This is a genomic window from Maribacter sp. Asnod2-G09 (assembly GCF_045063795.1).
Classification (GTDB): Bacteria; Bacteroidota; Bacteroidia; order Flavobacteriales; family Flavobacteriaceae; genus Maribacter.
This window is the reverse complement of the sequence record NZ_JBEFOA010000005.1, coordinates 305,160-329,620: the sequence shown is the minus strand read 5'-3', so window position 1 is coordinate 329,620 and position 24,461 is coordinate 305,160. Positions and strand designations below refer to the sequence as shown.

The window sequence follows — 24,461 nt, the reverse complement described above, 5'->3', positions numbered from 1 at the left end:
ATACAAGTTAAAGAAGTGTATTAACTTTTTAAATAACTATCTGAAGGATTGTTTACATGACCTTCTTTAGTATACGTTCTATATGTAAACCCTGGGTGAATGCAATAACCGCCTGTTTCTCCTTTTTTATTAATGGCGATAAAACCGATTTGAAAATCTTGCTTATCCTTATTTTTTGCGATAATGCGTTTTACACCTTCTTCGCATGCCTCTTGTGGCGATTTGCCTTGGCGCATTAATTCAACGATCAAGAAACTGCCAACGGTTCTAACGACTTCTTCGCCAACACCTGTTGCTGTGGCTCCGCCAATTTCATTGTCCACGAAAAGTCCCGCACCAATAATAGGCGAATCACCAACTCTGCCTGCCATTTTATATGCCATTCCGCTAGTAGTACATGCGCCTGCAATATCGCCATCGGCATCAATTGCTAGCATGCCAATAGTATCATGATTTTCAATATTTATGATGGGTTTATACTGCGAAGTCTTTTTCCACTCTTCCCATGCTTGTTTTGATTCTTCGGTAAGCAAATCAGTTTTTTCAAAACCCTGCTCGTAGGCAAACTGTTCTGCTCCTTTGCCGGCAAGCATCACATGCGGAGTCTCTTCCATGACTTTTCTAGCAACCGAAATTGGGTTGGCTATATTTTGCATGGCAAGTACAGCACCGCAATTACCATCTTTGTCCATAATACAGGCATCTAAAGTGACATTGCCATCTCTATCTGGTCTCCCGCCATTACCTACCGTGCTGTTGTTTAAATCATTTTCCTCTACCATAACCCCTTGATGAACGGCATCTAGAGCAGTGCCGCCTTTTTCTAAGACTTCCCAAGCTTTGGCTGTTGCATTTCCAAAATCCCACGTGCAAATTGTTATTGGTAGAATTGGCGCTTTGGCTGTTTCTTTTACTGCGGGTTCTTCTTTGTAAGAAGCTAATATTGGTGCCGAAACAATACCGGCAGCCACCGTGCTAGAATTTCTTAGAAACTTTCTTCTTTTCATGGGTTTGGTTCTTTACTTTTAGTGACCTTAAATATAGGAATATGATAGTAGAAGTTTGTGCTAATTCTTTGGAATCTGCTTTAGTTGCCGAACGTGCCGGGGCTGATCGAATTGAATTGTGCTCAGAACTAGCAGTGGGCGGATTAACTCCTTCATACGGGTTGTTGAAAGCTGTAAAAGAACAAGTTTCCATTCCTGTGCATGTTCTGATCCGTCCGCGTAGTGGAGATTTCACTTATTCAGCTGATGAATTGAATATTATGCTCGCTGATATTAGATTATGTGTCGAATTAGGTTTTGACGGAATTGTATCGGGAGTTCTTTTGAATGATTTTTCGTTGGATGTTGCACAGACACAAAAGCTGAAGACTGCGGCTTGCAATTTAAAATTCACTTTTCATAGAGCATTTGATTGGATTACGAATCCGTCGGAAGCGTTAGATCAACTTGAGGCAATGCAAGTTGATTATATATTATCATCGGGTCAACAGAAATCTGCTCCCCTAGGTATTGATTTCTTATCCAAATTAAAAAGTAAAACCAAGTCTATTCAAATTATGCCTGGGTCAGGTGTAAATGCTGATAATGTAGTCAGTTTTAAAAATAAAGGATTTACTGCGGTTCATTTGTCGGGTACGGCTATGATTCAAACACTGGCTCAGGAACCCGCTATAACTATGAATTCAGAACGCTTTTTAAGTGATAATTATATAGCAATTACGCAATTGGAAAATATTAAAGCGGTAGTTAACAAGGTTAAATAAAATGCAAATGAGCTTATATACCGCTGGGATACAGATATCTTTGTAAAAATTTTAGTCATGATTCGTTGGTTTGTTTTTGTCTTAGCTTATGTTGCTTTAAGTTTTTATGTGCTTCAGGCATTAAAAACAATAACCAAACAACCGTGGTGGTCATGGATTTATATTGCAATATCATTAGCGGTCATGTTAAATTTTATCTACCAATTTTCTATAGGGGAAGAGACAGGTCGTGTTTTAAGTATACCTAAAAGTTATGCTTTTGGTTTTTTGTTGACCATGTTAACGTTCAATATCATCACTATCTTATTTTTGTTTTCTGAAGATATATATCGTTTTATAGCAGGTGCATATCAAAAAATTTATGGTGAGGAAAAGCAATTCGGACTTCCGGCACGTAGACGTTTTCTTAGTTTATTGGCACTGGGAGTAGCTGCCGTGCCATTTGGGGCGCTATTATATGGTATGTACAAAGGGAAGTACAATTTTAAGGTATTGAAATACGATTTAGAGTTCGAAGATCTTCCCGACAGTTTTGATGGCTATCAGATTACTCAAATTTCAGATATACATAGTGGTAGTTTTGATGATAGAAAGATGATTGAATACGGTGTAGATTTAATCAACAAGCAAAAAAGTGATGTGCTTTTGTTTACTGGTGATATGGTTAATAATATGACTTCTGAAATGTTGCCTTGGGCAGATCTGTTTAGCACCCTAGAAGCCAAAGACGGTAAGTTTTCGGTATTAGGTAATCATGATTATGGTGATTACATTCCTTGGGATACAGAAGAATTAAAAAATCAGAATTTAGAAGACCTAAAGACATTGCAAAAAGAAATGGGTTTTGACCTTCTGCTTAACGAGCATAGATACTTACAAAAAGGAGATGATAAGATTGCTTTGGTGGGAGTAGAGAATTGGGGTAAAGGCGGATTCAAAAAAGCAGGAGATCTCAAAAAAGCTGCTTCACAGATTAAAGCCGATGATTTTAAAATATTAATGAGTCATGATCCGTCGCACTGGGAAATGGAAGTGATACAAGATGACTATCATTATCATTTAACTTTAAGTGGACATACTCATGGAATGCAGTTTGGTATCGAAATACCAGGTTGGATAAAGTGGAGTCCTGTAAAATGGAGGTATCCTTATTGGGCAGGTATTTATAAAGAAATGGGTCAATTCATTAATGTAAACAGAGGTTTTGGCTTTTTAGGATACCCAGGTAGGGTAGGAATTTGGCCAGAAATCACTGTAATAACCTTAAAGAAAAAGGCGTTAACATGATTTTAACCCTTTTGTAGTGTTACAATTGGGATGCTAAGACTAATATTTTAACAATTTTTATTACATTTGGATAACTAAGAAAAGCATTTTTTATGTCCAAATTTGGTGAGCTAATAGATTTAAAGGTACCCGTTCTACTTGATTTTTATGCGGAGTGGAACGAACAGTCGACCGCAATGCATGCTGTATTAAGAGATGTGGCCGCTGCCTTAGGTAATAGAGGTAAGGTTATAAAGATTGATGTGGATAAGAACAAAGAGCTTTCTCAAGCGCTACGTGTTAAGGGTCTACCTACACTTATGATTTATAAAAAAGGTGAAATGGTATGGCGACAAAGTGGCGAGCAAGATGCTACTACACTAATGGGTATTCTTAAAGAATACGTTTAAACTACCATGATTTTAAAATAAAAAAAAGCTTTGAGTGTAAACTCAAAGCTTTTTTATTGTGGGCTATTTTCAATAGTATCTCTTATTCTATGAGCTCAGTTTTAGTATTGTCTGGTAGAATAGTATCAGATACTGGTACTGTATCCATCATATCTGGATCAGATTGAAGCATTTCTTCGCGCATGTCCATATCATCCTCATCTTTATAGAAGTGTTGGAATTTGTCGATGTACTCATTGAATATCAATGTTTCTTTCTCGGCAATATCTTCGCTATCATTAGTAATAATGATATCTATATTACGTCTGTATGCTTCCATATCTGCGATGATATCATCAATATTGCTGTATTGCTCGTCTAAACTTGTAGAAGCATAATACTCCAGTCTTTCTTGGTACTTCTTTTTTAGTTTTTCGAATAGCACACGTGCTTTTTTGCCTTCGCCAACTTTATAGTAGCCGTCTATAAAAGGTTCTACTAAAGTGTAGTACCCAAATTTATCAACTGGCATATTGGTCAAAGATATTTCGATAATATCTTTAGCTTTGTCCATTTTGTTTTCTTCGATCAACGCTTCTGTCAAACGAGCCAAGTTTCCTCTAAAAGAAACACTTTGAATACGTGTTTGGGTGTCATGATAAATATCACCACCTGCATTGCCCCAATCCCATCCGGTAACGATATCATACATTAAATCAGTATCGATACGACCAAGTTCAAATGCGTTAGGTCTTTCTGTACGAATAGGTACTAGTTTATATGCTAAGCCATCTAGTTGAAGGTAATCTTTCATCCAAAGGTATTCAGCATCGTCAAAACTACCTCCAGAGAAGTATAAAGGACGTTTCCAGTCATTGTTCGCTAATATGTCAAGCATCATCATGCTTTTCTTTGTTATTGCTCCCGGTAGGTCAATATCAATGTAGTCTACAATAAGGTCGGCATCTTTTTCTTTAACCAAGCCACTGCTCAATACATTTTGTTTGTTTACAGGAACCCTAATTTTATTGGTAGGGTAGTAGACCATGTTCTGAGTATCTTCTGAATACTGACTTAGGTCTGCTCCATTCTGCTCAAATAAATACTTAAGTTTTGTTCTAGGTTTATCGCTATCGATCCAGTTAATGAAATCTTTAATTGGCCATCTGTTCTCTGTAATACCTTGGTGGTATAATACATCTCTTGATCCCCATCTATATTTCTCATGAGTAATTTGAGAAGGTATCGGTGCACTTTCATATGCCGCAACCTTCATTTGGTCTACATACCAATCTGTTTCAAAAAGACTAGTACAGACAATACGTACGTCTGTTCTGTAATTTTCAATTTCTTGTGCATACCAAATAGGGAAAGTGTCGTTGTCTCCGATTGTAAATAATATAGCGCCAACATCTTCTTGACATGAGTCTAAATATGCCTTTGCAGATGAATTTGCAGTAAATCTGCCAGATCTATCATGGTCATCCCAGTTTTGTACAGCCATTACTGTTGGTACGGCAAGTAAGGTAACTACAACTACTACTGGTGCTAAAACTTTAGGCGTAATCCAATCTTTAAAGCTATCATAAAGTCCATAAACTCCTAAACCTATCCAAAGGGCAAAAATATAGAATGACCCTACAAGTGAATAATCTCGTTCCCGAGGTTGAAAAATTCCAGGATTGGTGTAAAATTGAATAGCCAAACCAGTAAATAGAAAGAATATCAGCAATACCCAAAATTGCTTTTTGTCTTTTGAGACTTGAAAAACAATACCAATAATTCCTAAAATTAAAGGCAAAAAGAAATATGTATTTCTGCCTGGATTATTTTGTATATCGCTTGGTAAGTTGTCTTGACTACCTAATCTTATGCTATCAATAGCATCTATACCACTTAGCCAGTTACCATTTTCATTGTAACGACCTTGAACGTCATTCTGCTTTCCAACAAAATTCCACATAAAATACCTTAAGTACATATAGTTGAACTGAAATTCAAACATGTATTTAACATTGTCCCACACGGTTGGTGGTTGTACTTCTATGTACTCATCAAAACGCTTTAAAAAGCTAATGTATTGATCAGCACCAATTTCGCCATTTGCAAAACCTATTTTAACTTGTTCTGCGGCTTGTCTTAATTCTTGATTTGGTTTCGTAATTCTGAAATCTAAAGCCCCAAAATAACGCATGTAGTTTTCTGCATTTTGTGAGCTCCACATTCTAGGTAGCAAACCTTGGTGTTTAGGGTTAGGTCCTTGAACGGCATCTATATACTTGTTTACAATTATATATTTACCAAGAGCATAATCTTTCTCGTATTTTGGTTTGCCATCTTGATCTTCACCTGGTGCTGCAAACATGTCTGAATAATAGGTGCCATAAACGGGACTATCTACACCTGGGTATTGTTCTCTATTATAATATGCTAAAAGTGCTCGCGCGTCTTCAGGATTGTTCTCGTTGATAACAACCTTGGCATTTGCTCTAATAGGTAACATTAACCAAGATGAAAAGCCTAAGAATAAAAACATCATACATAAAACAATGGTATTCCCTGTTTTGTAATTATTTTTTCTTGTATAGCTTAATGCAAAGTAAAAAGCAGCTATAAATAGTAAGCCTATAATAATAGACCCAGAGTTAAATGGTAGCCCAATACTATTAATGAAGAACACTTCTCCCCAACCGAAAAGTTGAAGAATATAAGTAAGTGAAAATTTATATACCAACATTAAAATGGCAACAACAATAATGTTTGCTAGTAAAAAGTTCTTTACAGTAGTCTCTTTGTAGGTTTTAAAATAATAAAGTAGCCCAATGGAAGGTATTGCCAAAAAGCCCATAAATTGTATACCGAAAGTAAGACCTACAACGAAAGAGATCAATACAATCCATTTGTTTCCACGAGGGTCAACTAAATTGTCGACCCATTTTAAGCCCATCCATAATAGTAACGCCATTATAAAACTTGCCATGGCATACACTTCAGTTTCTACGGCATTAAACCAAAAACTATCTGAAAAGGTAAATGCAAGCGATCCAACTAAAGCACTGCCAAATACGGCAATAGCCTTACTATTTGTGAAAGGACCATCTTTGTCTATTAATTTTCTGGTGATATTGGTAATTGTCCAGAACATGAATAAAATAGTAAAAGCACTGGAGACGCCAGAAACCAGGTTTACCATCATAGCAACTTGACTTGGTTCTAAAGCGAACATTGCAAAAAATGCGCCTATCATCTGTAACAATGGCGCACCCGGTGGGTGACCAACTTGAAGTTTTGCAGCTGTTGCTATATACTCGCCCGCATCCCAAAAACTATTGGTGGGTTCTACGGTAATGTAGTATGTAATAAGTGCTATGAAAAATACGGACCATCCTAATATAGTGTCCCACTTGTGGTAGTTCTTTGAAAACATGAAGCTTGGGTTAAACCTAAGTGGCGAATTTACTAATTAATATAGAAAGGAATGAACTATTTTTATAAACCTTTAACATAGGTAAAGTAGATTTTTTTCATTTTTACTTTAAAAAATGTTTGGTGAAACAAAACTTTGTTTTAAATTTGCAGCCTCTTAAAAAGGTATTGGCCCATGGTGTAATGGTAACACTTCGGTTTTTGGTACCGTCATTCAAGGTTCGAATCCTTGTGGGCCAACTAAGAGAACAAAGAAAATCCTGATATCATTTGATATCGGGATTTTTGTTTTTATGACCTATGTCATTTTAAAAGCCTTTTTAAAGTTAGTTCTTTGCTATTCATACGTACATAAGGACTTAATGTGAAGAAATGGTTAACTGTGTGTCAGTATTTTTGTACATTTAAACCGATAACGTTACAAATTCATCGGAAAAGAAACCATTTCGATTATGTTATTATTTACTTTGGTACCCTAAAGAACTTAACCCTATGAAACTCTCTCCAAAAGTTTTAAAGATATTATTGATTGTTGTTTTACTTGGATTCGGAATCGGATTCTACATGCAAGACGTAAAACACGAAGAAAGTACTGCACATGCTTGGAAGGCGAATCGCTATAATTTAGATCGCTTTAACAAGATTATGGAGTACAATAACAAAATGAATTCTACTAACTGGAGAATACTAAAAGATAGTATAGATCAACAGTTAGATACCCTTATGATACTTCGTTTTCGTAAAGAAGTAGATAGTTTAGAAGATTCTGAGCCACAGGCGTACAGCGAACAAGTTGAAGTGCATGCTTCATTTATGCCTCAATAATCCTTTTTTTTTTGTTTTATTGTGATTAAGTAAGATTTGTAATCCGATTTAGTGAGTATCCTCAGGGTCTATTTGCTCAGGTGCGTCATTTTTAGGTTCGATAAGTTCTTCGCTTTCCGAATGTCTAATTGCATCTTCAGCTAAATTTCTTTCTGCAATCTCTTCGTCAATTTCATCTAGCATAGTACCCATTTTACGTTTATCGCGAATCATAGCCCATGTCATAACTAAGCTTGTGGCAATAATTACGAAAAGTAGAATGCCAGATTCGAACCCTTTAATTTGTGCTTCCATTGGTATGGCGTAAAATAAGAGTACCGTAATCAATCCCCTTGGTGCGATAAATAATTGCGGAAGCATATCCTTGCCAACAAAAACTATGAGTACTAAAAAACGTATTATATAGATAGATGCTATAATTAGTAAGCTGACAATGGCTACGTTAACGCTTAGCAGTGATGATAATACAATGGTAATACCAAATATTACGAAGAAAAAAGTACGAACAACAAATGCTGTTTCGAGAGTGACAATATGTAGTTCGTGGTAAATTTGCTGCATTCGCTCGTTTTCTAGAAAAATCTTTGTTTTCCCAGGAAAGAACAAATTCACATTCTTTACAATTAGTCCGAATACAAGTATGATGATTAAAGAGGATAAGTGCATTTTCTTACCAATTGCATAAAGAAGCAGTAGCACCGAAATAAGTAAGAATAGCTTGGCTTGGCTTTTAATACGTTGAAATACTAATATGATGGCGTAGCTGGCGACCAAAGCAATAACTATAGTAACCACTAAATTTATTCCAAAACCGACAGCTCCGGTATCTTCTGCCGGGTTTAGTTTTCCTGTTAAAAAGTAAAACATCATTATACCCATGATGTCAGAAAAGGTGCTCTCGTAAATATGGAATTCTTTTTTCTCTTCACTCAGTCCGCCAACACTAGGTATAATTATGGCGCTAGATAATATGGATAATGGTGTCGCGTAAAGCCATGCGGATTGCATGGTCATATTAGGTATAAATAGATTTAGAATTAAAGCGGCGACATAAGCAGAGCCAACTAGACCAATTAGTGCGATTGCCATAGATTTTAAAATAGGCCATAGTTTTTCTTTCTTCAATTCTAATTCTAAGGCTGCCTCTAAAACAATCATTATAAGACCTACGGTGCCAAGAATTTCTAATGAACCTTTAAAATCTGGTATTTCTGGTATAAAAAACTCAAGTCCTATTTTGATTAGAATACCTAAGACAATGAGCATGAGAACGGCAGGGATATTCGTTTTTTTAGAGATGCCGTTAAAAAAGAATGATAATACTACAATTAAAGATGCACCTATAATTAGGTTGTAAGATGAAAGAATTTCCATTAGTGTTATTTTGGTTGGTGTTGTGCTAAAAATAAGACAATTTCTAAAAGAGCCTATTTTTTACTCTTTTTATTATTTATTTTGATTGTTTTCATAGTGAATGAATTAGGTGTAAATAGACTATTGTAGGAAATTAAATTTATTGTATATTTGCAAAGCTGAAAGGATATAAAAGTATTCATGAGGGGACAATTAGTCCCCTCTTTTATTACTTATTATTTATGCTAAAGGAAAAAGTAAAAGAATTATTGGAACAAGGTCTTCAAGAAGATCCCTCCCTATTTTTAATCGATTTCACTATGGGTGCTGATAATAGCATTCATGTGGTAATAGACGGTGACCATGGGGTTACGGTTAATGATTGTATAAAAATAAGTAGGGCTATTGAAAATGATTTAGATCGTGAAGAACACGATTTTTCCCTTGAAGTTGCCTCTGCAGGTGCAGCGGCTCCGTTGGTTATGCCCCGTCAATATGTAAAGAATATTGGGAGAAAACTTGAAGTTAGAACAAACGACGATAAGTTTGAGGGAAATTTGACCACTGTAAATGATGATTCTATTATTTTGGAGTGGAAAGCTAGAGAGCCTAAGCCAATAGGTAAAGGAAAAGTGACCGTTCAGAAAAAAGAAGAAGTAAATTTTTCAGATATTATTAAAGCAAAAGTTGTATTAAAATTTTAATTGTAATTACCAATGGAAAATATTGCGTTAATTGAATCTTTCTCAGAGTTTAAGGACGATAAGTTCATAGACAGGGTAACATTGATGGCCATTTTGGAAGATGTTTTTAGAAATGCGCTTAAAAAGAAGTTTGGTTCAGATGATAACTTTGATATCATTATCAACCCAGATAAAGGTGATTTGGAAATTTGGAGAAACCGTATCGTTGTAAACGATGGTGAGGTAGAAGAGCCGAATGAAGAAATTTCATTAACTGCTGCTCGTAAAATTGAGCCAGATTTTGAAGTTGGTGAAGATGTATCTGAAGAGGTGAAGTTGATTGATTTGGGAAGAAGAGCTATTTTGGCATTACGTCAAAATCTTATTTCTAAAATTCATGAGCATGATAATACAACTATTTATAAGCACTTTAAAGATTTAGAGGGCGAAATATATACGGCAGAGGTTCATCACATTCGTCATAAAGCTATTATTTTGTTAGATGATGAAGGTAATGAGATAATCTTGCCAAAAGATAGACAGATACCTTCAGATTTCTTCCGTAAGGGCGATAATGTTAGAGGTATTATTGAAAGTGTAGAATTAAAAGGTGCTAAGCCTACTATAATAATGTCTAGAAGTTCGCCTAAATTCTTGGAGCAATTGTTCTTTCAAGAAATACCAGAGGTGTTTGACGGATTGATTACTGTTAAGAAAGCGGTTAGAATACCAGGGGAAAAAGCGAAGGTTGCTGTAGACTCTTATGATGATCGTATTGATCCAGTAGGTGCCTGTGTAGGTATGAAAGGATCTAGAATTCATGGTATTGTTCGTGAATTAGGTAATGAAAATATTGATGTTATTAACTGGACAGCTAACCCTCAATTGTTAGTTACTAGAGCATTGAGTCCGGCAAGAGTATCTTCTGTTAAGTTAAATGAAGAGAAGATGACAGCTCAAGTTTACTTAAAGCCAGAAGAGGTTTCGAAAGCTATTGGTAGAGGTGGGCACAATATTAGATTAGCTGGTCAATTGACTGGTTATGAGATAGATGTATTCCGTGAAGGAGTAGAGGAAGATGTTGAATTAACAGAGTTCTCTGATGAAATCGATGCTTGGATTATAGAGGAATTCAAGAAGATCGGATTTGATACAGCACGTAGCGTCTTAGAACAAGATGTTAACGATTTAGTGAAGCGTACAGATTTAGAAGAGGAAACTATTTTAGAAGTTGTGCGTATCCTAAAAGAAGAATTAGAAGATTAGCTATATATTAGCACTTAAATAAAAGAACGGGAATCAGTATTTATGGCAGACAATGCAAAAATAAGGCTTAATAAAGTTCTTCGTGAACTTAATATTTCCTTGGATAGGGCAGTGGACTTTCTTAACGGAAAAGGACATGATGTGGAAGCGAGGCCTACCACAAAAATTTCCGATGATGTTTATCAAGTTTTGCTTGACGAGTTCCAGACGGATAAGAGCAAAAAGGTAGCTTCAAAGGAAGTTGGTGAGGAAAAGCGTAAGGAGAAGGAGGCAATTCGAGTTCGATTAGAAAAAGAACAAGAAGATCGTCGCTTGTCCCGTGAGCGAAGAAACGCTGAATCTGAAGAGAAAGCTTTGGTTGGTAAGGTTGAACTTTCCGGACCTAAAATGGTCGGTAAAATAGATCTTAATCCTAAGAAAAAAGCTAAGGAAGAACCTGTTAAGGAGACTCCGAAAGCTGAAGAAAAGGTTGCTCCGAAAGTGGAGGAAAAAGCTGCGCCTAAGGTTGAAGTTAAAGAAACTAGAAAGGTTGTTTTACAAGGACCAAAAATAGTATCTCAACCGGTGAAGAAAGAAGAGGTTAAGAAAGAAGAGCCTAAAGTAGAAGCTCCGAAAGCAGCAGCGCCGAAAGTTGAAGAGACTAAGAAGCCTGAAGTTAAAAAGGAATCTGCTAAAGTAGAACCTGCAGCAGAAGTTGCTCCAGAACCTGAGGCTCCAAAAACTATTGAGACTCAATACCAGAAATTATCAGGTCCGAAAATTGCAGGTGAGAAAATCGACCTTAGTAAATTTGAAAAACCTAAGAAAAAGAAGGAAGATAAAAAACCTGCTGCTGGTGTTGATCGTAAAAAGAGACGTAGAAGAATTGTAACAAAGAATCCTTCTGGTCCTGGTCAAAATAGAAATACTGGTAACACTGGTGATAGAAATAAAGGTAGAGGGAGATTTGCACCTGTTGCAAAAGTAGAGCCTACTGAAGAAGACGTTCAAAAGCAAGTACGTGAAACCCTAGAAAAACTTCAAGGTAAATCTAAGAAGGGTAAAGGGGCTAAGTATAGAAGAAGTAAAAGAGATCAGCATCGTGAGCAGACTGAGAAAGATCTAGAACAACAGGAATTAGAGAACAAGGTACTTAAAGTTACTGAGTTCGTTACAGCAACCGAGGTTGCAACTATGATGGGTGTTTCTACGACCGAAATTATTTCTGCTTGTATGTCATTGGGATTAATGGTAACAATGAATCAGCGTTTAGATGCTGAAACATTATCTATTGTTGCTGATGAATTCGGTTATGAAGTAGATTTCGTTACTGCTGATATTGAAGAAAGTATAGTTGAAGAGGAAGATGCTCCTGAAGATTTAAAATCAAGAGCGCCTATTGTTACTGTAATGGGTCACGTGGATCACGGTAAAACTTCTTTATTGGATTATATCCGTAAAGAAAATGTTATTGCCGGTGAAAGTGGTGGTATTACACAACATATTGGTGCATATGGTGTAACTCTTGAGAATGGAGAGCGTATTGCTTTCTTAGATACACCTGGTCACGAAGCGTTTACCGCGATGCGTGCTAGGGGTGCTCAAGTTACAGATATTGCAATTATTGTAATTGCGGCAGATGATGACATTATGCCACAAACGAAAGAAGCAATTAGCCATGCGCAAGCTGCTGGTGTGCCAATCGTTTTTGCAATAAACAAAGTAGATAAGTCTACTGCTAACCCAGATAAGATTAAAGAAGGTTTAGCGCAAATGAACTTATTGGTAGAAGATTGGGGTGGTAAAATACAATCTCATGATATTTCTGCTAAAACTGGTTTAGGTGTTAAAGAGTTATTGGAGAAGGTTTTACTTGAAGCAGAATTGTTAGAGTTAAAAGCAAATCCTGATAAACATGCTACAGGTACTGTGGTAGAAGCTTTCTTAGATAAAGGTAAAGGTTATGTCTCTACTGTATTAGTACAGTCGGGTACGCTTAAAATAGGTGATTATGTATTAGCTGGTACCACTAGTGGTAAGATAAAGGCAATGCAAGATGAAAGAGGGCATAGTGTTAAAGCTGCTGGACCATCTACACCAATATCTATTTTAGGTCTTGATGGTGCTTCTCAAGCAGGTGATAAGTTCTATGTATTAGAAGATGAACGTGAGGCAAAACAAATTGCTTCAAGAAGATCTCAATTACAACGTGAGCAGTCTGTTAGAACGCAACGCCATATAACGCTTGATGAAATCGGACGTAGAATTGCATTGGGTGATTTCAAAGAACTTAATATTATCCTTAAAGGTGATGTTGATGGTTCTGTTGAGGCACTTACCGATTCTTTCCAGAAATTATCTACGGATGAAATTCAGGTGAATATCATTCATAAAGCAGTTGGTCCTATTACAGAATCAGATGTATTGTTAGCTTCGGCCTCAGATGCTGTTATAATTGGTTTTAATGTAAGACCAATGGGTAATGCTAAGGCAATCGCTGAAAAAGAAGAAATTGATATCCGTATGTATTCTATTATATATGCTGCGATCAATGATCTTAAAGATGCGATGGAAGGTATGTTGTCTCCTGAAATGAAAGAAGAGATATCTGGTACAGCTGAGATTAGAGAAACATTCAAGATTTCTAAAATTGGTACCATTGCAGGTTGTATGGTAACTAGTGGTAAAATCTTTAGAAACTCTAATATTAGATTGATACGTGATGGTGTAGTGATTTACACGGGTACATTGACTTCTTTAAAACGATTTAAAGATGATGTTAGAGAAGTAGCTAAAGGGTATGATTGTGGTCTTCAAATTAAGAACTACAATGATATTAACGAAGGTGATATCGTCGAAGCATTCCAAGAGGTTGCAGTGAAGAAGAAATTGAAGTCTAAATAGGATTTTAATAGAAGAGTTTTTATATCTCTTTAAAAATAAAGCAAAAAAAATCGACCTATTTGGTCGATTTTTTTGGTTTTAATAACATGGCATCGGGGTACTTAATTCGTACCTCATTGAACTTTCGTTCGGCATCTAATCTAGAAGTGAATCTACCAACTCTAACTCTATAAGTTGGGGAGTCAAAATCTATTTTAGATGACAAATCCGGAAAATCTTCCTCGACATTTGCTTTTATTTTTTGTGCTTTGGCATAATTTCCAAAACCGACTTGTATTCTGTAATATTCGTTATTGCTTAGAGATGATTTGTAGATTTCTAACAACTGATCAATCTTCTGGTCTTGTTCTATGTTCACATTTGCACCTTGCGCATAGCTAAAGTGAGTAAAACAAGCAAAAACCACGAGGGTGCTAAGAATTTTCATAACCTATTTTTAATTTTATTTTCGTTATTGGCAAAAGTAATTTATTAAGGATCAAACAAATAAATCAGGATCTATTTAGAATATTTCTAAATTGTAAATTATAGATACATTAACATTTTCCAAATAAAGACTATGTCGTATTTTTGTCTTCGATTTAGGCATTTGGTGGATTATAATTGGTTTCATCTATGACCAAAATCATGCCAAGATTCCGATAGAAATATTCGATAATATGAAAAAGGTTCCAAACCGAAATCAGTTTTCTAAAATTTTAGGTTTATCCCTAATAGTTTTTTTGCTTTTCGCAAGTCCGTTAACAGCGCAGGATGCTCCTGCTGCAGATGCTGCAACTACTGAAGTAGCTGCTGGTGCTGGAGATGCTAAAAATGGTAAAGCATTGTTCAATCAGAACTGTGCTGCTTGTCATGCGTTGAATCGTAAGATGACAGGACCTGCATTAGAAAATGTAGAAACTAGATTAAGTGAAGATGAAGGCTTAGGTAAAGATTGGTTGTATGCTTGGATTAAGAATAGTCCTGGTGTTATCAAATCAGGAGATGCTTATGCTAACAAGCTTTATGCAGAGTATAATCAAGCGGCAATGACTGCTTTCCCAACATTATCAGATGGTGATATTGATGATATACTAGCGTATACCGCTGCGGCTCCGGCTGCTACGCCAGCTCCTGCTGCAGGTGATGCTCAAGCTGCTGCTGCAACTACTGGTTCGGCTGGTGTTTCTAATGAAATCATATTAGGTGCTTTGGTGCTTGTATTTGGTTTGTTGGTTGTTATGTTGTTGTTGGTGAATAAAACCTTACAGCGTATAGCTCAGGCAAATGGTATTGTTCTTGAAAAAGATAACGCTGCAAAAAGAACTCCGATTTGGAAAGCATTCGCTCAAAATCAATTTTTGGTTTTGGTTACTGCGATTGTCTTGTTATTAGGTAGTGCTTATTTTGCTTATGGTTGGATGATGCAAGTTGGTGTTGATCAAGGTTACGCACCTATTCAGCCAATTCATTATTCGCATAAAGTTCATGCTGGTGATAATAAAATTGAATGTAAGTATTGTCATTCTTCGGCTAGAGTTTCTAAGCATTCTGGTATTCCTTCATTAAACGTGTGTATGAACTGTCATAAATCAGTTTATGAATATACTGGTAATCCTGAAGGGCCTTCGCAAGAAGATTTAGAGAACGGTTACACAAACGAATTCTATACTGGCGAAATCAAGAAATTATATAAAGCAGTTGGTTGGGATGAAGAAACTCAGAGTTATACTGGCGATAGTCAGCCTGTAGAATGGGTTAGAATTCATAACCTTCCTGATTTTGCTTACTTCAATCACTCACAACACGTTTCTGTTGCTGGTGTTGAATGTCAAACTTGTCACGGTCCTGTAGAGGAAATGGAAATTATGTATCAGTACTCTCCATTGACAATGGGCTGGTGTATTGATTGTCATAGAGAAACAAACGTGAAAGTTGAAGGTAATGAGTACTATGAGAAAATTCATGCTGAGCTTTCTAAGAAGTACGGTGTAGAGAATTTGACAGCTGCTCAATTGGGTGGACTGGAATGTGGTAAATGTCACTATTAATAATAATTTAAAGAAGCTAATTACAGATAATACGTATGGCATCAAACAAAAAATATTGGAAGAACGAGGCGGAGTTAAATCCTAACGATTCCATTGTTGAGGCGCTAAAGCAGAACGAATTTGTAGAGCAGATTCCTGTGGATGATTTCTTGGGTGACAAGGAAACTTTGTCTTCTACAAATACAAATCGTAGAGATTTCTTGAAGTATGTTGGGTTTAGTACTGCAGCTGCTTCTTTGGCAGCATGTGAAGGTCCGGTTGTAAAATCGATTCCTTATGTGGTGTTACCAGAAAATATAGTTCCTGGGGTTGCAAATTACTATGCAACAACAATAGCTAACGGATTTGATTTTGCAAGCATATTAATTAAGACACGTGAAGGTCGTCCTATTAAAGTTGAGAATAATACCTTGGCTAAAGTTGGCGGTTCTGCGAATGCAAGAGTTCAGGGTTCTGTTCTTTCTTTGTACGATAGTACTAGATTGCAAGGGCCTTTGGCTAATGGTGAGCCGGTTGAATGGGATGTGTTGAATGCTGCGGTGAAAGCTAAAATGGGCGGACTTAAAGGTTCTGCTAAAAAAATAGCTGTACTTACGCAAACATACGCTAGTCCGTCAACGGATCGCTTGATGTCAGATTTGGTTGCGGCTAATGAAAATGTTGTTCATGTAACTTATGACGCGATTTCAGAAGATGCTGCTTTGACTGCTTTTGAAAATAAATATGGAGAGCGTGCTTTAGCGGATTACGATTTCGAAAAAGCTGGACTTATTGTTTCTTTTGGAGCAGATTTTATTGCTGATTGGCAAGGTGGTGGATATGATGCCGGTTATTCTAGAGGTCGTGTGCCTAAGAATGGTAAAATGTCAAGACATGTACAGTTAGAGGCGAATATGTCATTAACCGGTGCAAATGCAGATAAGCGTGTGGCTATGAAGCCAAGTGCTCAGAAAGTTGTATTGGCTAAATTATATGGAAAACTAAATGGTACTTCGGTAGGTGGTAACACTTCTGAATATGATGCATTAGTTGATTCTATAGCTGTAGAAATTAAGAAGGCAGGTTCAAGTGCAGTTGTTGTAACTGGTTTAGATGATGTTAATGCTCAGGCGGTTGTTTTAGCTATTAACGAAATGTTGGCTAGTAAGGCATTTGATGTTGCTGCGCCTAAATATATTAGAAAAGGTAGTGTTAAAGCTGTAGATGCTTTAATTGCCGATATGAAAGCAGGTAGAGTTGGGGCTTTGTTGATGGATGGGGTTAATCCTGTGTATTCTTTGCCAAATGCTGCTGATTTTAAAGAAGGTTTGTCTAAAGTGGATCTAACGGTTGCTTTTTCTACAAACTGGAACGAGACCACTGAAGCAGTTCAGTATGTTGGGTCTACAAATCACTACTTGGAGTCTTGGGGTGATATTGAAATTAAAAAGGGGCATTACAGTTTAATGCAGCCAACAATTAAAGAATTATTTGATACTAAGCAGTTTCAAACAGTAGTTTTAGGATTACTTGGAAGCGAGCAAACGTATTATGATTATATAAAAGATACATGGTCTTCTTCTGTTCTTAACGGAGCTAGTTGGAACCAGGCATTGCAAGATGGTGTTTTCAGTGCAGACACTATGGTTGTTGATGCTGAAGGCGCTGCACAAAATGTAGCTGCTGTTGTAGAAGATGCTACTGAGGTTGTTACTAACACTTCTATGGCTTCTGCTATTCGTAGTTTAGCAAATACTACCAGTGATGGTATGGAGCTTACTTTATATTCAAAAGTAGGTATGGGTGATGGTCAGCAAGCAAGTAACCCTTGGTTGCAAGAGTTCCCTGATCCAATTACAAGAGTATCTTGGGATAACTATGTTACTATTTCTAAGGCTGATGCTGTTGAGTTAGGTGTAGAGAATGTAAATGTCGCTAATGGCGGTATGGATGGTAACTATGTAAAGCTTACTGTGAATGGTGTGAGTATTGATCAAGTTCCGGTTGTAGTTCAACCAGGTCAAGCAAAAGGTACTGTAGGTCTTTCTTTTGGTTATGGTAAGAAAGTAGGATTGAAAGAAGATATGCAAACTGGGGTTAACGCCTTTACCTTGTATGATGGTTTCAATGCTAATCAATCTGTAAGTGTAGAAAAAGTTGCAGGTAACCATGAGTTTGCTTGTATTCAATTGCATAAAACCCTTATGGGTAGAGGAGATATCATAAAGGAAACAACTTTAGAGATATTCAATACTAAAAATCATTCTGAGTGGAATGAGGTTCCTATGGTTTCTTTAGATCACCAAGAAGTTCCTGCAACATCTGTTGATTTGTGGGATAGCTTTGATCGCACCATTGGGCATCATTTTAATATGTCGATCGATTTAAATGCTTGTACTGGTTGTGGTTCATGTGTTATCGCTTGTCATGCTGAGAATAACGTGCCAGTAGTTGGTAAGGCTGAAGTAAGAAAGTCAAGAGATATGCATTGGTTGCGTATCGATAGATATTATTCTTCTGAAGAAACTTTCGAAGGTGATAATGAGAAGAAAGATGGTTTTGAAGGTTTATTTGGAGATGCTGGTTCATTAGGAGGTTTCGGTGAGTTAGAAGATCCTTCTGCTAATCCTCAGGTTGCTTTTCAGCCTGTAATGTGTCAGCACTGTAACCATGCACCTTGTGAAACTGTTTGTCCTGTTGCGGCAACATCACATGGTAGACAAGGTCAAAATCAAATGGCTTATAACAGATGTGTAGGTACGAGATATTGTGCAAACAACTGTCCTTATAAAGTACGTAGATTTAACTGGTTCTTGTATAATAACAATGACGAGTTCGATTTCCATATGAATAACGATTTGGGTAAAATGGTATTGAACCCAGATGTAAATGTTCGTTCTAGAGGTGTTATTGAGAAATGTTCTATGTGTATTCAAAAAACACAAAAAACTATTCTTGATGCTAAAAGAGATGGACGTGTTATTGCTGACGGAGAATTCCAAACAGCTTGTTCTTCTGCATGTAGTAATGGAGCCATTGTATTTGGTGATGTTAATGATGAGAAGAGTAAAGTAGCAGAATTAAAAGCGAGTGACCGTATGTACCACTTATTGGAGCATGTAGGTACTCAACCAAATGTTTTCTATCACGTTAAGGTTAGAAACACCAACGAAGCATAAACAATAGTAGAAAGTAATTATAACAAAAGTCTATGGCGTCGCATTACGAAGCACCTATACGTAAACCCCTAGTTATTGGGAACAAAGGCTACCACGATGTAACTGTGGATATTGCCGCTCCAGTAGAAGGAAGAGCAAACAAGCATTGGTGGATAGTTTTTTCCATTGCCTTAGTGGCATTTCTTTGGGGAGTAGGTTGTATTATTTATACGGTCTCTACCGGTATCGGTACTTGGGGTCTTAACAAAACTGTAAACTGGGCTTGGGATATTACCAACTTCGTTTGGTGGGTAGGTATCGGTCACGCCGGTACATTGATCTCGGCAGTATTATTATTGTTCCGTCAGAAATGGAGAATGGCAATTAACCGTTCTGCAGAGGCAATGACAATTTTCTCTGTAGTTCAGGCGGGTTTATTTCCAATTATTCACATGGGTCGTCCTTGGTTAGCATACTGGGTACTTCCAATTCCAAATCAATTTGGTTCATTGTGGGTAAACTTCAACTCACCACTTCTTTGGGATGTATTTGCAATTTCAACATATTTATCTGTTTCATTAGTATTCTGGTGGACAGGACTTCTTCCTGATTTCGCAATGATTCGTGATAGAGCTGTTTTGCCTTTTCAAAAGAAGATATACAGTTTGTTAAGTTTCGGTTGGACTGGTCGTGCTAAAGATTGGCAACGATTTGAAGAAGTATCATTGGTTCTTGCAGGTCTTGCAACACCATTAGTATTATCTGTACACACCATTGTATCTTTTGATTTTGCCACCTCGGTAATACCAGGTTGGCATACAACTATCTTTCCGCCGTACTTCGTTGCAGGTGCAATCTTCTCTGGTTTCGCTATGGTGAACACCTTGTTGATTATAATGAGAAAGGTATGTCATTTAGAAAACTACATTACTATTCAGCATATTGAGTTAATGAACATTGTAATTATGTTAACGGGTTCTATTGTAGGTTGTGCCTACATTACAGAGCTGTTTATGGCATGGTACTCAGGTGTTGAATATGAGCAGTATGCGTTCTTGAACAGAGCAACTGGACCTTACTGGTGGGCTTACTGGTCAATGATGACTTGTAATGTATTCTCTCCACAGTTCATGTGGTTCAAAAAATTAAGAACTAGTATCATGTTCTCTTTCTTTATTTCTATCGTGGTAAACATAGGAATGTGGTTCGAAAGATTCGTGATTATCGTAACCTCTTTACATAGAGATTATCTTCCATCTTCTTGGACAATGTTCTCACCAACATTTGTTGACATCGGTATCTTTATTGGTACAATAGGTTTCTTCTTTGTATTGTTCTTGTTATATGCTAGAACATTCCCTGTAATTGCTCAGGCAGAGGTAAAATCTATCTTGAAAGCTTCTGGTGAAAAGTATAAGACCTTAAGAGATTCTGGTAAGCCGATGTATCAAATAACAAAGTTAAAGGCAGAGGTTAAAGAGCCGATTACTGATGATATTTTAATGGGTGAAGTAGTGCCTACTGTCGGAGATAAAGTTGGAGTGTCTGATTTGTTAAGTGCAGTTGGATCTTTTGATGCTACTACACAAGAGGCTGATGATTTGAAGAAAGTTAAAGGTATCGGACCTCAAATGGAAGCTACTTTGAATGAGATAGGAATTTACACATTTGCTCAAGTAGCTAGAATGACTGAGAGTGAATACAATTTGTTAGATTCTATTACAGGTTCTTTTCCAGGAAGAGCACAACGTGATGACTGGGCAGGACAAGCAGGAATTTTATTAAATAACAAAAGATAAATATGGCATCTAAAGTTATACACGCTTTTTACGATGATGATGATGTGCTAATGCTTGCCGTTAAAAGGGTTAAAGCAGCAAAGCTTCATATTGAAGAGGTATATTGTCCTTTTCCTGTACACGGATTAGACAAGGCGATGGGATTGGCGCCGACAAGATTAGCGATAACAGCCTTTTTATATGGTTGTGTTGGTCTTACGGTAGCAACTGTTATGATGAATTATATCATGATTGAAGACTGGCCTCAAGACATTGGTGGTAAGCCAAGTTTTAGCTATCTAGAGAACTTACCGGCATTCGTTCCAATTATGTTCGAATTAACGGTTTTCTTCGCAGCTCACTTAATGGTTATTACATTCTATCTAAGAAGTAGATTATGGCCTTTTAAAGAAGCTGAGAATCCAGATGTAAGAACAACGGATGATCATTTTTTAATGGAAATAGAAATCCATGACAACGAGCAAGAATTAAGAGATTTGTTAATCGATACTGGTGCAGTTGAAATTAATATATCAGAAAAAAACAGTCATTAAATATGAACAGTTTTAAGAAATTAGCAATAATATTCGGTCTAGCTATAGTGGTGACTTCTTGTCAAACTGAAGGTTCAAGAAACTATCAGTACATGCCTAATATGTATGAGTCTGTAGGTTACGAAACTTATGGTGAGGTAGATTTTTTACCAAGAGAATCTGAGGCAATGTTACCACCGGCAAATACTATTAATAGAGGTTGGTTGCCTTACGAAATTGAAAATTCTCCAGAAGGTAAAGAATTATCAAGATTACAGAATAGTCCATTAGATTCAATGAATGTTGAAACGAACTTGGCTAAAGGTGGTCAATTATATACCATTTACTGTGCAATCTGTCACGGAGATAAAGGTGATGGTAAAGGAACACTTGTAAAAAGAGAAAAGATATTAGGGGTGCCTAGTTACGCAGACCCAGTAAGAAACTTGACAGTAGGATCAACATATTATACAATTCATTACGGATTGAATTCTATGGGTTCTTATGCATCTCAAATGAATACTGAAGAGATGTGGCAAGTATCTGAATATGTAATGACACTGAAACAAGATTTAACCAAATAATAGGTAAACAATACTATGTATACGTTTTCAAATAGACTTAAAATAGCTTCCTTCGTTCTAATGATAGTAGGTGCATTAGGAATCCTTGGAGGATTTGTTATGGCTCCTGGAACTATAGCAGAGGCGAAAGAAATGGTTGCAAGTCATGACGGAGGTCATGGTGATGCCCATGAAGTAGAGGCTGAACATGCAACGAATGAAAATGATCATGCTGTTGCTGAAGCTCATGGTGAAGAACACGATTCTTCTCATGATCAGCATTTGTTAGATCAATTAAAGAATAGACCTTGGGCGGCATTATATGTTGCGGCATTTTTCTTTTTTATGATATCATTAGGGGTATTGGCATTTTATGCGATACAACGTGCTGCACAGGCAGGTTGGTCTCCATTGTTATTTAGAGTAATGGAAGGGATTACTGCTTACTTGGTTCCTGGTGGAATTATAGTATTTGTAATATTACTTCTTTCAGTACTTCATATGAATCATTTATTCATTTGGATGGATGAAACTGTAGTTGCTCATGATGCATTACTTCAAGGTAAAGCTGGATATTTAAATCCTACGTTCTTCTTAATTAGAGCGGCTATATTTTTAGCGGGTTGGATTGGATATAGAGAATATTCTAGAAAACTATCTATTGCTCAAGATGCATCTGATGATGATTCAAACTTTAAATTGAACTTTAGAATATCTGCTGGTTTCTTAGTATTCTATCTTATATCTGAGTCTATCATGTCTTGGGATTGGATTATGAGTGTTGAGCCACACTGGTTCAGTACATTGTTCGGTTGGTATATCTTTGCTAGTATGTTTGTATCAGGTATTACAGTTATTGCAATGGTTACTGTTTACTTGAAGTCTAAAGGTCACTTACCAGACGTTAACGATAGTCATATTCATGATTTGGCAAAATTCATGTTCGGTATAAGTATATTCTGGACATACTTATGGTTCTCTCAATTTATGTTAATATGGTATTCTAACATACCTGAAGAAGTAACGTATTACGTAACAAGAATTGCAGATTATAGATTGCCTTTCTTTGGTATGGTTGCAATGAACTTCTTATTTCCAGTGCTATTATTGATGAATAGTGATTATAAGAGAATCAATTGGTTCGTAATTTTAACAGGTATTGTAATCCTTGCGGGTCATTATATGGATATCTTTAACGCCATTATGCCATCTACTGTTGGTGATAACTGGTACATTGGTATACCTGAAATTGGTTCTGTATTGTTTTTTGCAGGTCTATTTATATTCTGGATTTTTAGAGCGATTTCAACACAACCGCTACAACCAAAAAGAAATCCTTTTATTGAAGAAAGTAGACATTTTCATTACTAGTAATTAAGTAAGTATAACATTTATATATACAATGACGACATTATTAACTTTAGCTGTACTTGTTCTTGTAGCCATTGCCATTTGGCAACTGACTAAAATATTCGAATTATCTCAGCTTAAAACTGAACAACACCAAATAGCGACGGATAGCGATAATAAGAATAACGGATACATGTTATTCGCATTCTTGGTATTCATCTACGGAATCACAATTTTTAGTTTCTGGAAATACGGTAAATTTTTACTACCTGAAGCAGGTTCTGCTCATGGTGCAGAATATGATAGCTTGATGTTAGTATCGATGGTTATTATATTTATAGTACAGACTTTAACACAGGCATTATTACACTATTTCGGTTACAAGTATGCTGGTAAAAAAGGTCAGAAAGCATTGTTTTACGCTGATAATGATCGTTTAGAGTTTATCTGGACAATTATTCCTGTTATTGTATTAGCTGGGCTTATTCTTTGGGGATTATATACGTGGACAACCATTATGGATGTTAATGATGAAGATGACCCTTTGATCGTTGAGCTTTATGCACAACAATTTAACTGGACTGCGAGATACGGTGGTGGAGATAATGTTTTAGGTGGTGCTAATGTAAGAATGATTGATATCGATAAAGCAAATGTTTTAGGTTTAGATGAAGCTGATACATATGCGCATGATGATGTTATTGTTAAAGAATTGCATTTGCCAGTAGGTAGAAAGGTGAATTTTAAAATGCGTTCTCAAGACGTATTGCACTCTGCTTACATGCCACACTTTAGAGCACAGATGAACTGTGTACCGGGTATGATTACTGAATTTTCATTTACACCGATTTATACTACGGAAGAAATGAGAATGAATCAAGATGTGGTAGATAAAGTGAAGAGAACTAATAAGCTTCGTGCCGAGAAAGCTGTGAAAACAGGAGAGGCAATTGATCCTTGGGAGTTCGATTATATCTTGCTTTGTAATAAGATTTGTGGTAAGTCTCATTACAATATGCAAATGAAGATAATTGTAGAAACTGAAGAGGAGTATAATGAATGGATGAAAGGTCAGTCAACATTTGCAGAGACGGTAATGAAAGATGAGACTAGTCCTGCATTTAATACAGTAAGTTCAGTTTCAATAGGAGAGTAATTTTTATTCTCAAGTCAACAAAGCTATAATAAGAAAATTAATAAAAACAAGA

At 36.5% G+C, this 24,461-nt stretch carries 18 protein-coding genes and 1 tRNA gene; 15 read left to right on the top strand and 4 right to left on the bottom strand.

From position 1 onward, the window contains the following. Nucleotides 1-20: 20 nt before the first annotated feature. The gene (locus tag ACJJVT_RS13585; RefSeq protein ID WP_405399405.1) at nucleotides 21-1,007 is read right to left on the bottom strand and encodes an isoaspartyl peptidase/L-asparaginase family protein; all 987 of its coding nucleotides are present in this window, start codon (nucleotides 1,005-1,007) and stop codon (nucleotides 21-23) included. 41 nt (nucleotides 1,008-1,048) lie between these two features. Between ACJJVT_RS13585 and ACJJVT_RS13580 the strand changes: the two genes are divergently transcribed. The 3 genes from ACJJVT_RS13580 (at nucleotide 1,049) to ACJJVT_RS13570 (ending at nucleotide 3,447) form a co-directional block, all read left to right on the top strand. Further along, nucleotides 1,049-1,771 carry a copper homeostasis protein CutC gene (locus ACJJVT_RS13580; RefSeq protein ID WP_405399403.1) on the top strand — a complete coding sequence of 241 codons (723 nt, stop codon included), beginning with the start codon at nucleotides 1,049-1,051 and terminating at the stop codon, nucleotides 1,769-1,771. A 57-nt stretch (nucleotides 1,772-1,828) separates the two neighbouring features. After that, nucleotides 1,829-3,058, top strand: a complete 1,230-nt coding sequence (locus tag ACJJVT_RS13575) for a metallophosphoesterase (RefSeq protein ID WP_405399401.1) — start codon at nucleotides 1,829-1,831, stop codon at nucleotides 3,056-3,058. Nucleotides 3,059-3,150: 92 nt separating this feature from the next. Next, entirely contained in the window at nucleotides 3,151-3,447 is a 297-nt protein-coding gene (locus ACJJVT_RS13570) for a thioredoxin family protein (protein ID WP_405399399.1), read from the top strand. A gap of 82 nt (nucleotides 3,448-3,529) precedes the next feature. Here ACJJVT_RS13570 and ACJJVT_RS13565 read toward each other — a convergent pair whose 3' ends face one another. Continuing rightward, nucleotides 3,530-6,853, bottom strand: a complete 3,324-nt coding sequence (locus ACJJVT_RS13565; RefSeq protein ID WP_405399397.1) for a DUF2723 domain-containing protein — start codon at nucleotides 6,851-6,853, stop codon at nucleotides 3,530-3,532. A gap of 168 nt (nucleotides 6,854-7,021) precedes the next feature. Here ACJJVT_RS13565 and ACJJVT_RS13560 point away from each other — a divergent pair. Further along, nucleotides 7,022-7,092, top strand: a tRNA-Gln gene (locus ACJJVT_RS13560). A gap of 252 nt (nucleotides 7,093-7,344) precedes the next feature. Further along, entirely contained in the window at nucleotides 7,345-7,677 is a 333-nt protein-coding gene (locus tag ACJJVT_RS13555) for a hypothetical protein (RefSeq protein WP_405399396.1), read from the top strand. A gap of 48 nt (nucleotides 7,678-7,725) precedes the next feature. On the opposite strand, the gene ACJJVT_RS13550 is transcribed toward ACJJVT_RS13555, so the two are convergent. Beyond that, on the bottom strand, nucleotides 7,726-9,051 hold the full coding sequence (locus ACJJVT_RS13550) for a cation:proton antiporter (RefSeq protein WP_405399395.1): 1,326 nt from the start codon (nucleotides 9,049-9,051) through the stop codon (nucleotides 7,726-7,728). A 221-nt stretch (nucleotides 9,052-9,272) separates the two neighbouring features. Between ACJJVT_RS13550 and rimP the strand changes: the two genes are divergently transcribed. From rimP to infB, 3 genes are read left to right on the top strand one after another with little or no spacing between them, the layout of a single operon-like run. Beyond that, the gene (gene rimP / locus ACJJVT_RS13545) at nucleotides 9,273-9,734 is read left to right on the top strand and encodes a ribosome assembly cofactor RimP (RefSeq protein ID WP_405399394.1); all 462 of its coding nucleotides are present in this window, start codon (nucleotides 9,273-9,275) and stop codon (nucleotides 9,732-9,734) included. Nucleotides 9,735-9,746: 12 nt separating this feature from the next. Next, a complete protein-coding gene (gene nusA, locus ACJJVT_RS13540; protein WP_073242344.1) occupies nucleotides 9,747-10,979 on the top strand; it encodes a transcription termination factor NusA in 1,233 nt (410 codons plus the stop codon). Between the two features lie 42 nt (nucleotides 10,980-11,021). Next, nucleotides 11,022-13,862, top strand: a complete 2,841-nt coding sequence (gene infB, locus ACJJVT_RS13535; RefSeq protein ID WP_405399393.1) for a translation initiation factor IF-2 — start codon at nucleotides 11,022-11,024, stop codon at nucleotides 13,860-13,862. A gap of 55 nt (nucleotides 13,863-13,917) precedes the next feature. Here the strand turns inward: infB and ACJJVT_RS13530 are convergent, their stop codons facing one another. Then, nucleotides 13,918-14,289, bottom strand: a complete 372-nt coding sequence (locus ACJJVT_RS13530) for an SPOR domain-containing protein (protein WP_405399392.1) — start codon at nucleotides 14,287-14,289, stop codon at nucleotides 13,918-13,920. Nucleotides 14,290-14,521: 232 nt separating this feature from the next. On the opposite strand from ACJJVT_RS13530, the gene ACJJVT_RS13525 reads away from it, so the two are divergent. Genes ACJJVT_RS13525 through ACJJVT_RS13495 form a run of 7 tightly spaced genes read left to right on the top strand, consistent with a single transcriptional unit; the run spans nucleotide 14,522 to nucleotide 24,409 of the window. After that, a complete protein-coding gene (locus ACJJVT_RS13525; RefSeq protein ID WP_405399390.1) occupies nucleotides 14,522-15,892 on the top strand; it encodes a c-type cytochrome in 1,371 nt (456 codons plus the stop codon). A gap of 35 nt (nucleotides 15,893-15,927) precedes the next feature. Next, the gene (locus ACJJVT_RS13520) at nucleotides 15,928-19,050 is read left to right on the top strand and encodes a TAT-variant-translocated molybdopterin oxidoreductase (protein WP_405399389.1); all 3,123 of its coding nucleotides are present in this window, start codon (nucleotides 15,928-15,930) and stop codon (nucleotides 19,048-19,050) included. A 32-nt stretch (nucleotides 19,051-19,082) separates the two neighbouring features. After that, nucleotides 19,083-20,828, top strand: coding sequence for an NrfD/PsrC family molybdoenzyme membrane anchor subunit (gene nrfD, locus ACJJVT_RS13515; protein ID WP_405399388.1), 1,746 nt, complete (start codon nucleotides 19,083-19,085; stop codon nucleotides 20,826-20,828). 2 nt (nucleotides 20,829-20,830) lie between these two features. Next, nucleotides 20,831-21,361 carry a DUF3341 domain-containing protein gene (locus ACJJVT_RS13510; protein WP_405399386.1) on the top strand — a complete coding sequence of 177 codons (531 nt, stop codon included), beginning with the start codon at nucleotides 20,831-20,833 and terminating at the stop codon, nucleotides 21,359-21,361. Nucleotides 21,362-21,363: 2 nt separating this feature from the next. Beyond that, nucleotides 21,364-21,924 carry a c-type cytochrome gene (locus ACJJVT_RS13505; protein ID WP_405399385.1) on the top strand — a complete coding sequence of 187 codons (561 nt, stop codon included), beginning with the start codon at nucleotides 21,364-21,366 and terminating at the stop codon, nucleotides 21,922-21,924. Nucleotides 21,925-21,939: 15 nt separating this feature from the next. Continuing rightward, a complete protein-coding gene (locus ACJJVT_RS13500) occupies nucleotides 21,940-23,274 on the top strand; it encodes a quinol:cytochrome C oxidoreductase (RefSeq protein WP_405399383.1) in 1,335 nt (444 codons plus the stop codon). A gap of 31 nt (nucleotides 23,275-23,305) precedes the next feature. Continuing rightward, the gene (locus tag ACJJVT_RS13495) at nucleotides 23,306-24,409 is read left to right on the top strand and encodes a cytochrome c oxidase subunit II (protein ID WP_405399382.1); all 1,104 of its coding nucleotides are present in this window, start codon (nucleotides 23,306-23,308) and stop codon (nucleotides 24,407-24,409) included. The last annotated feature ends 52 nt before the right edge of the window (nucleotides 24,410-24,461 follow it).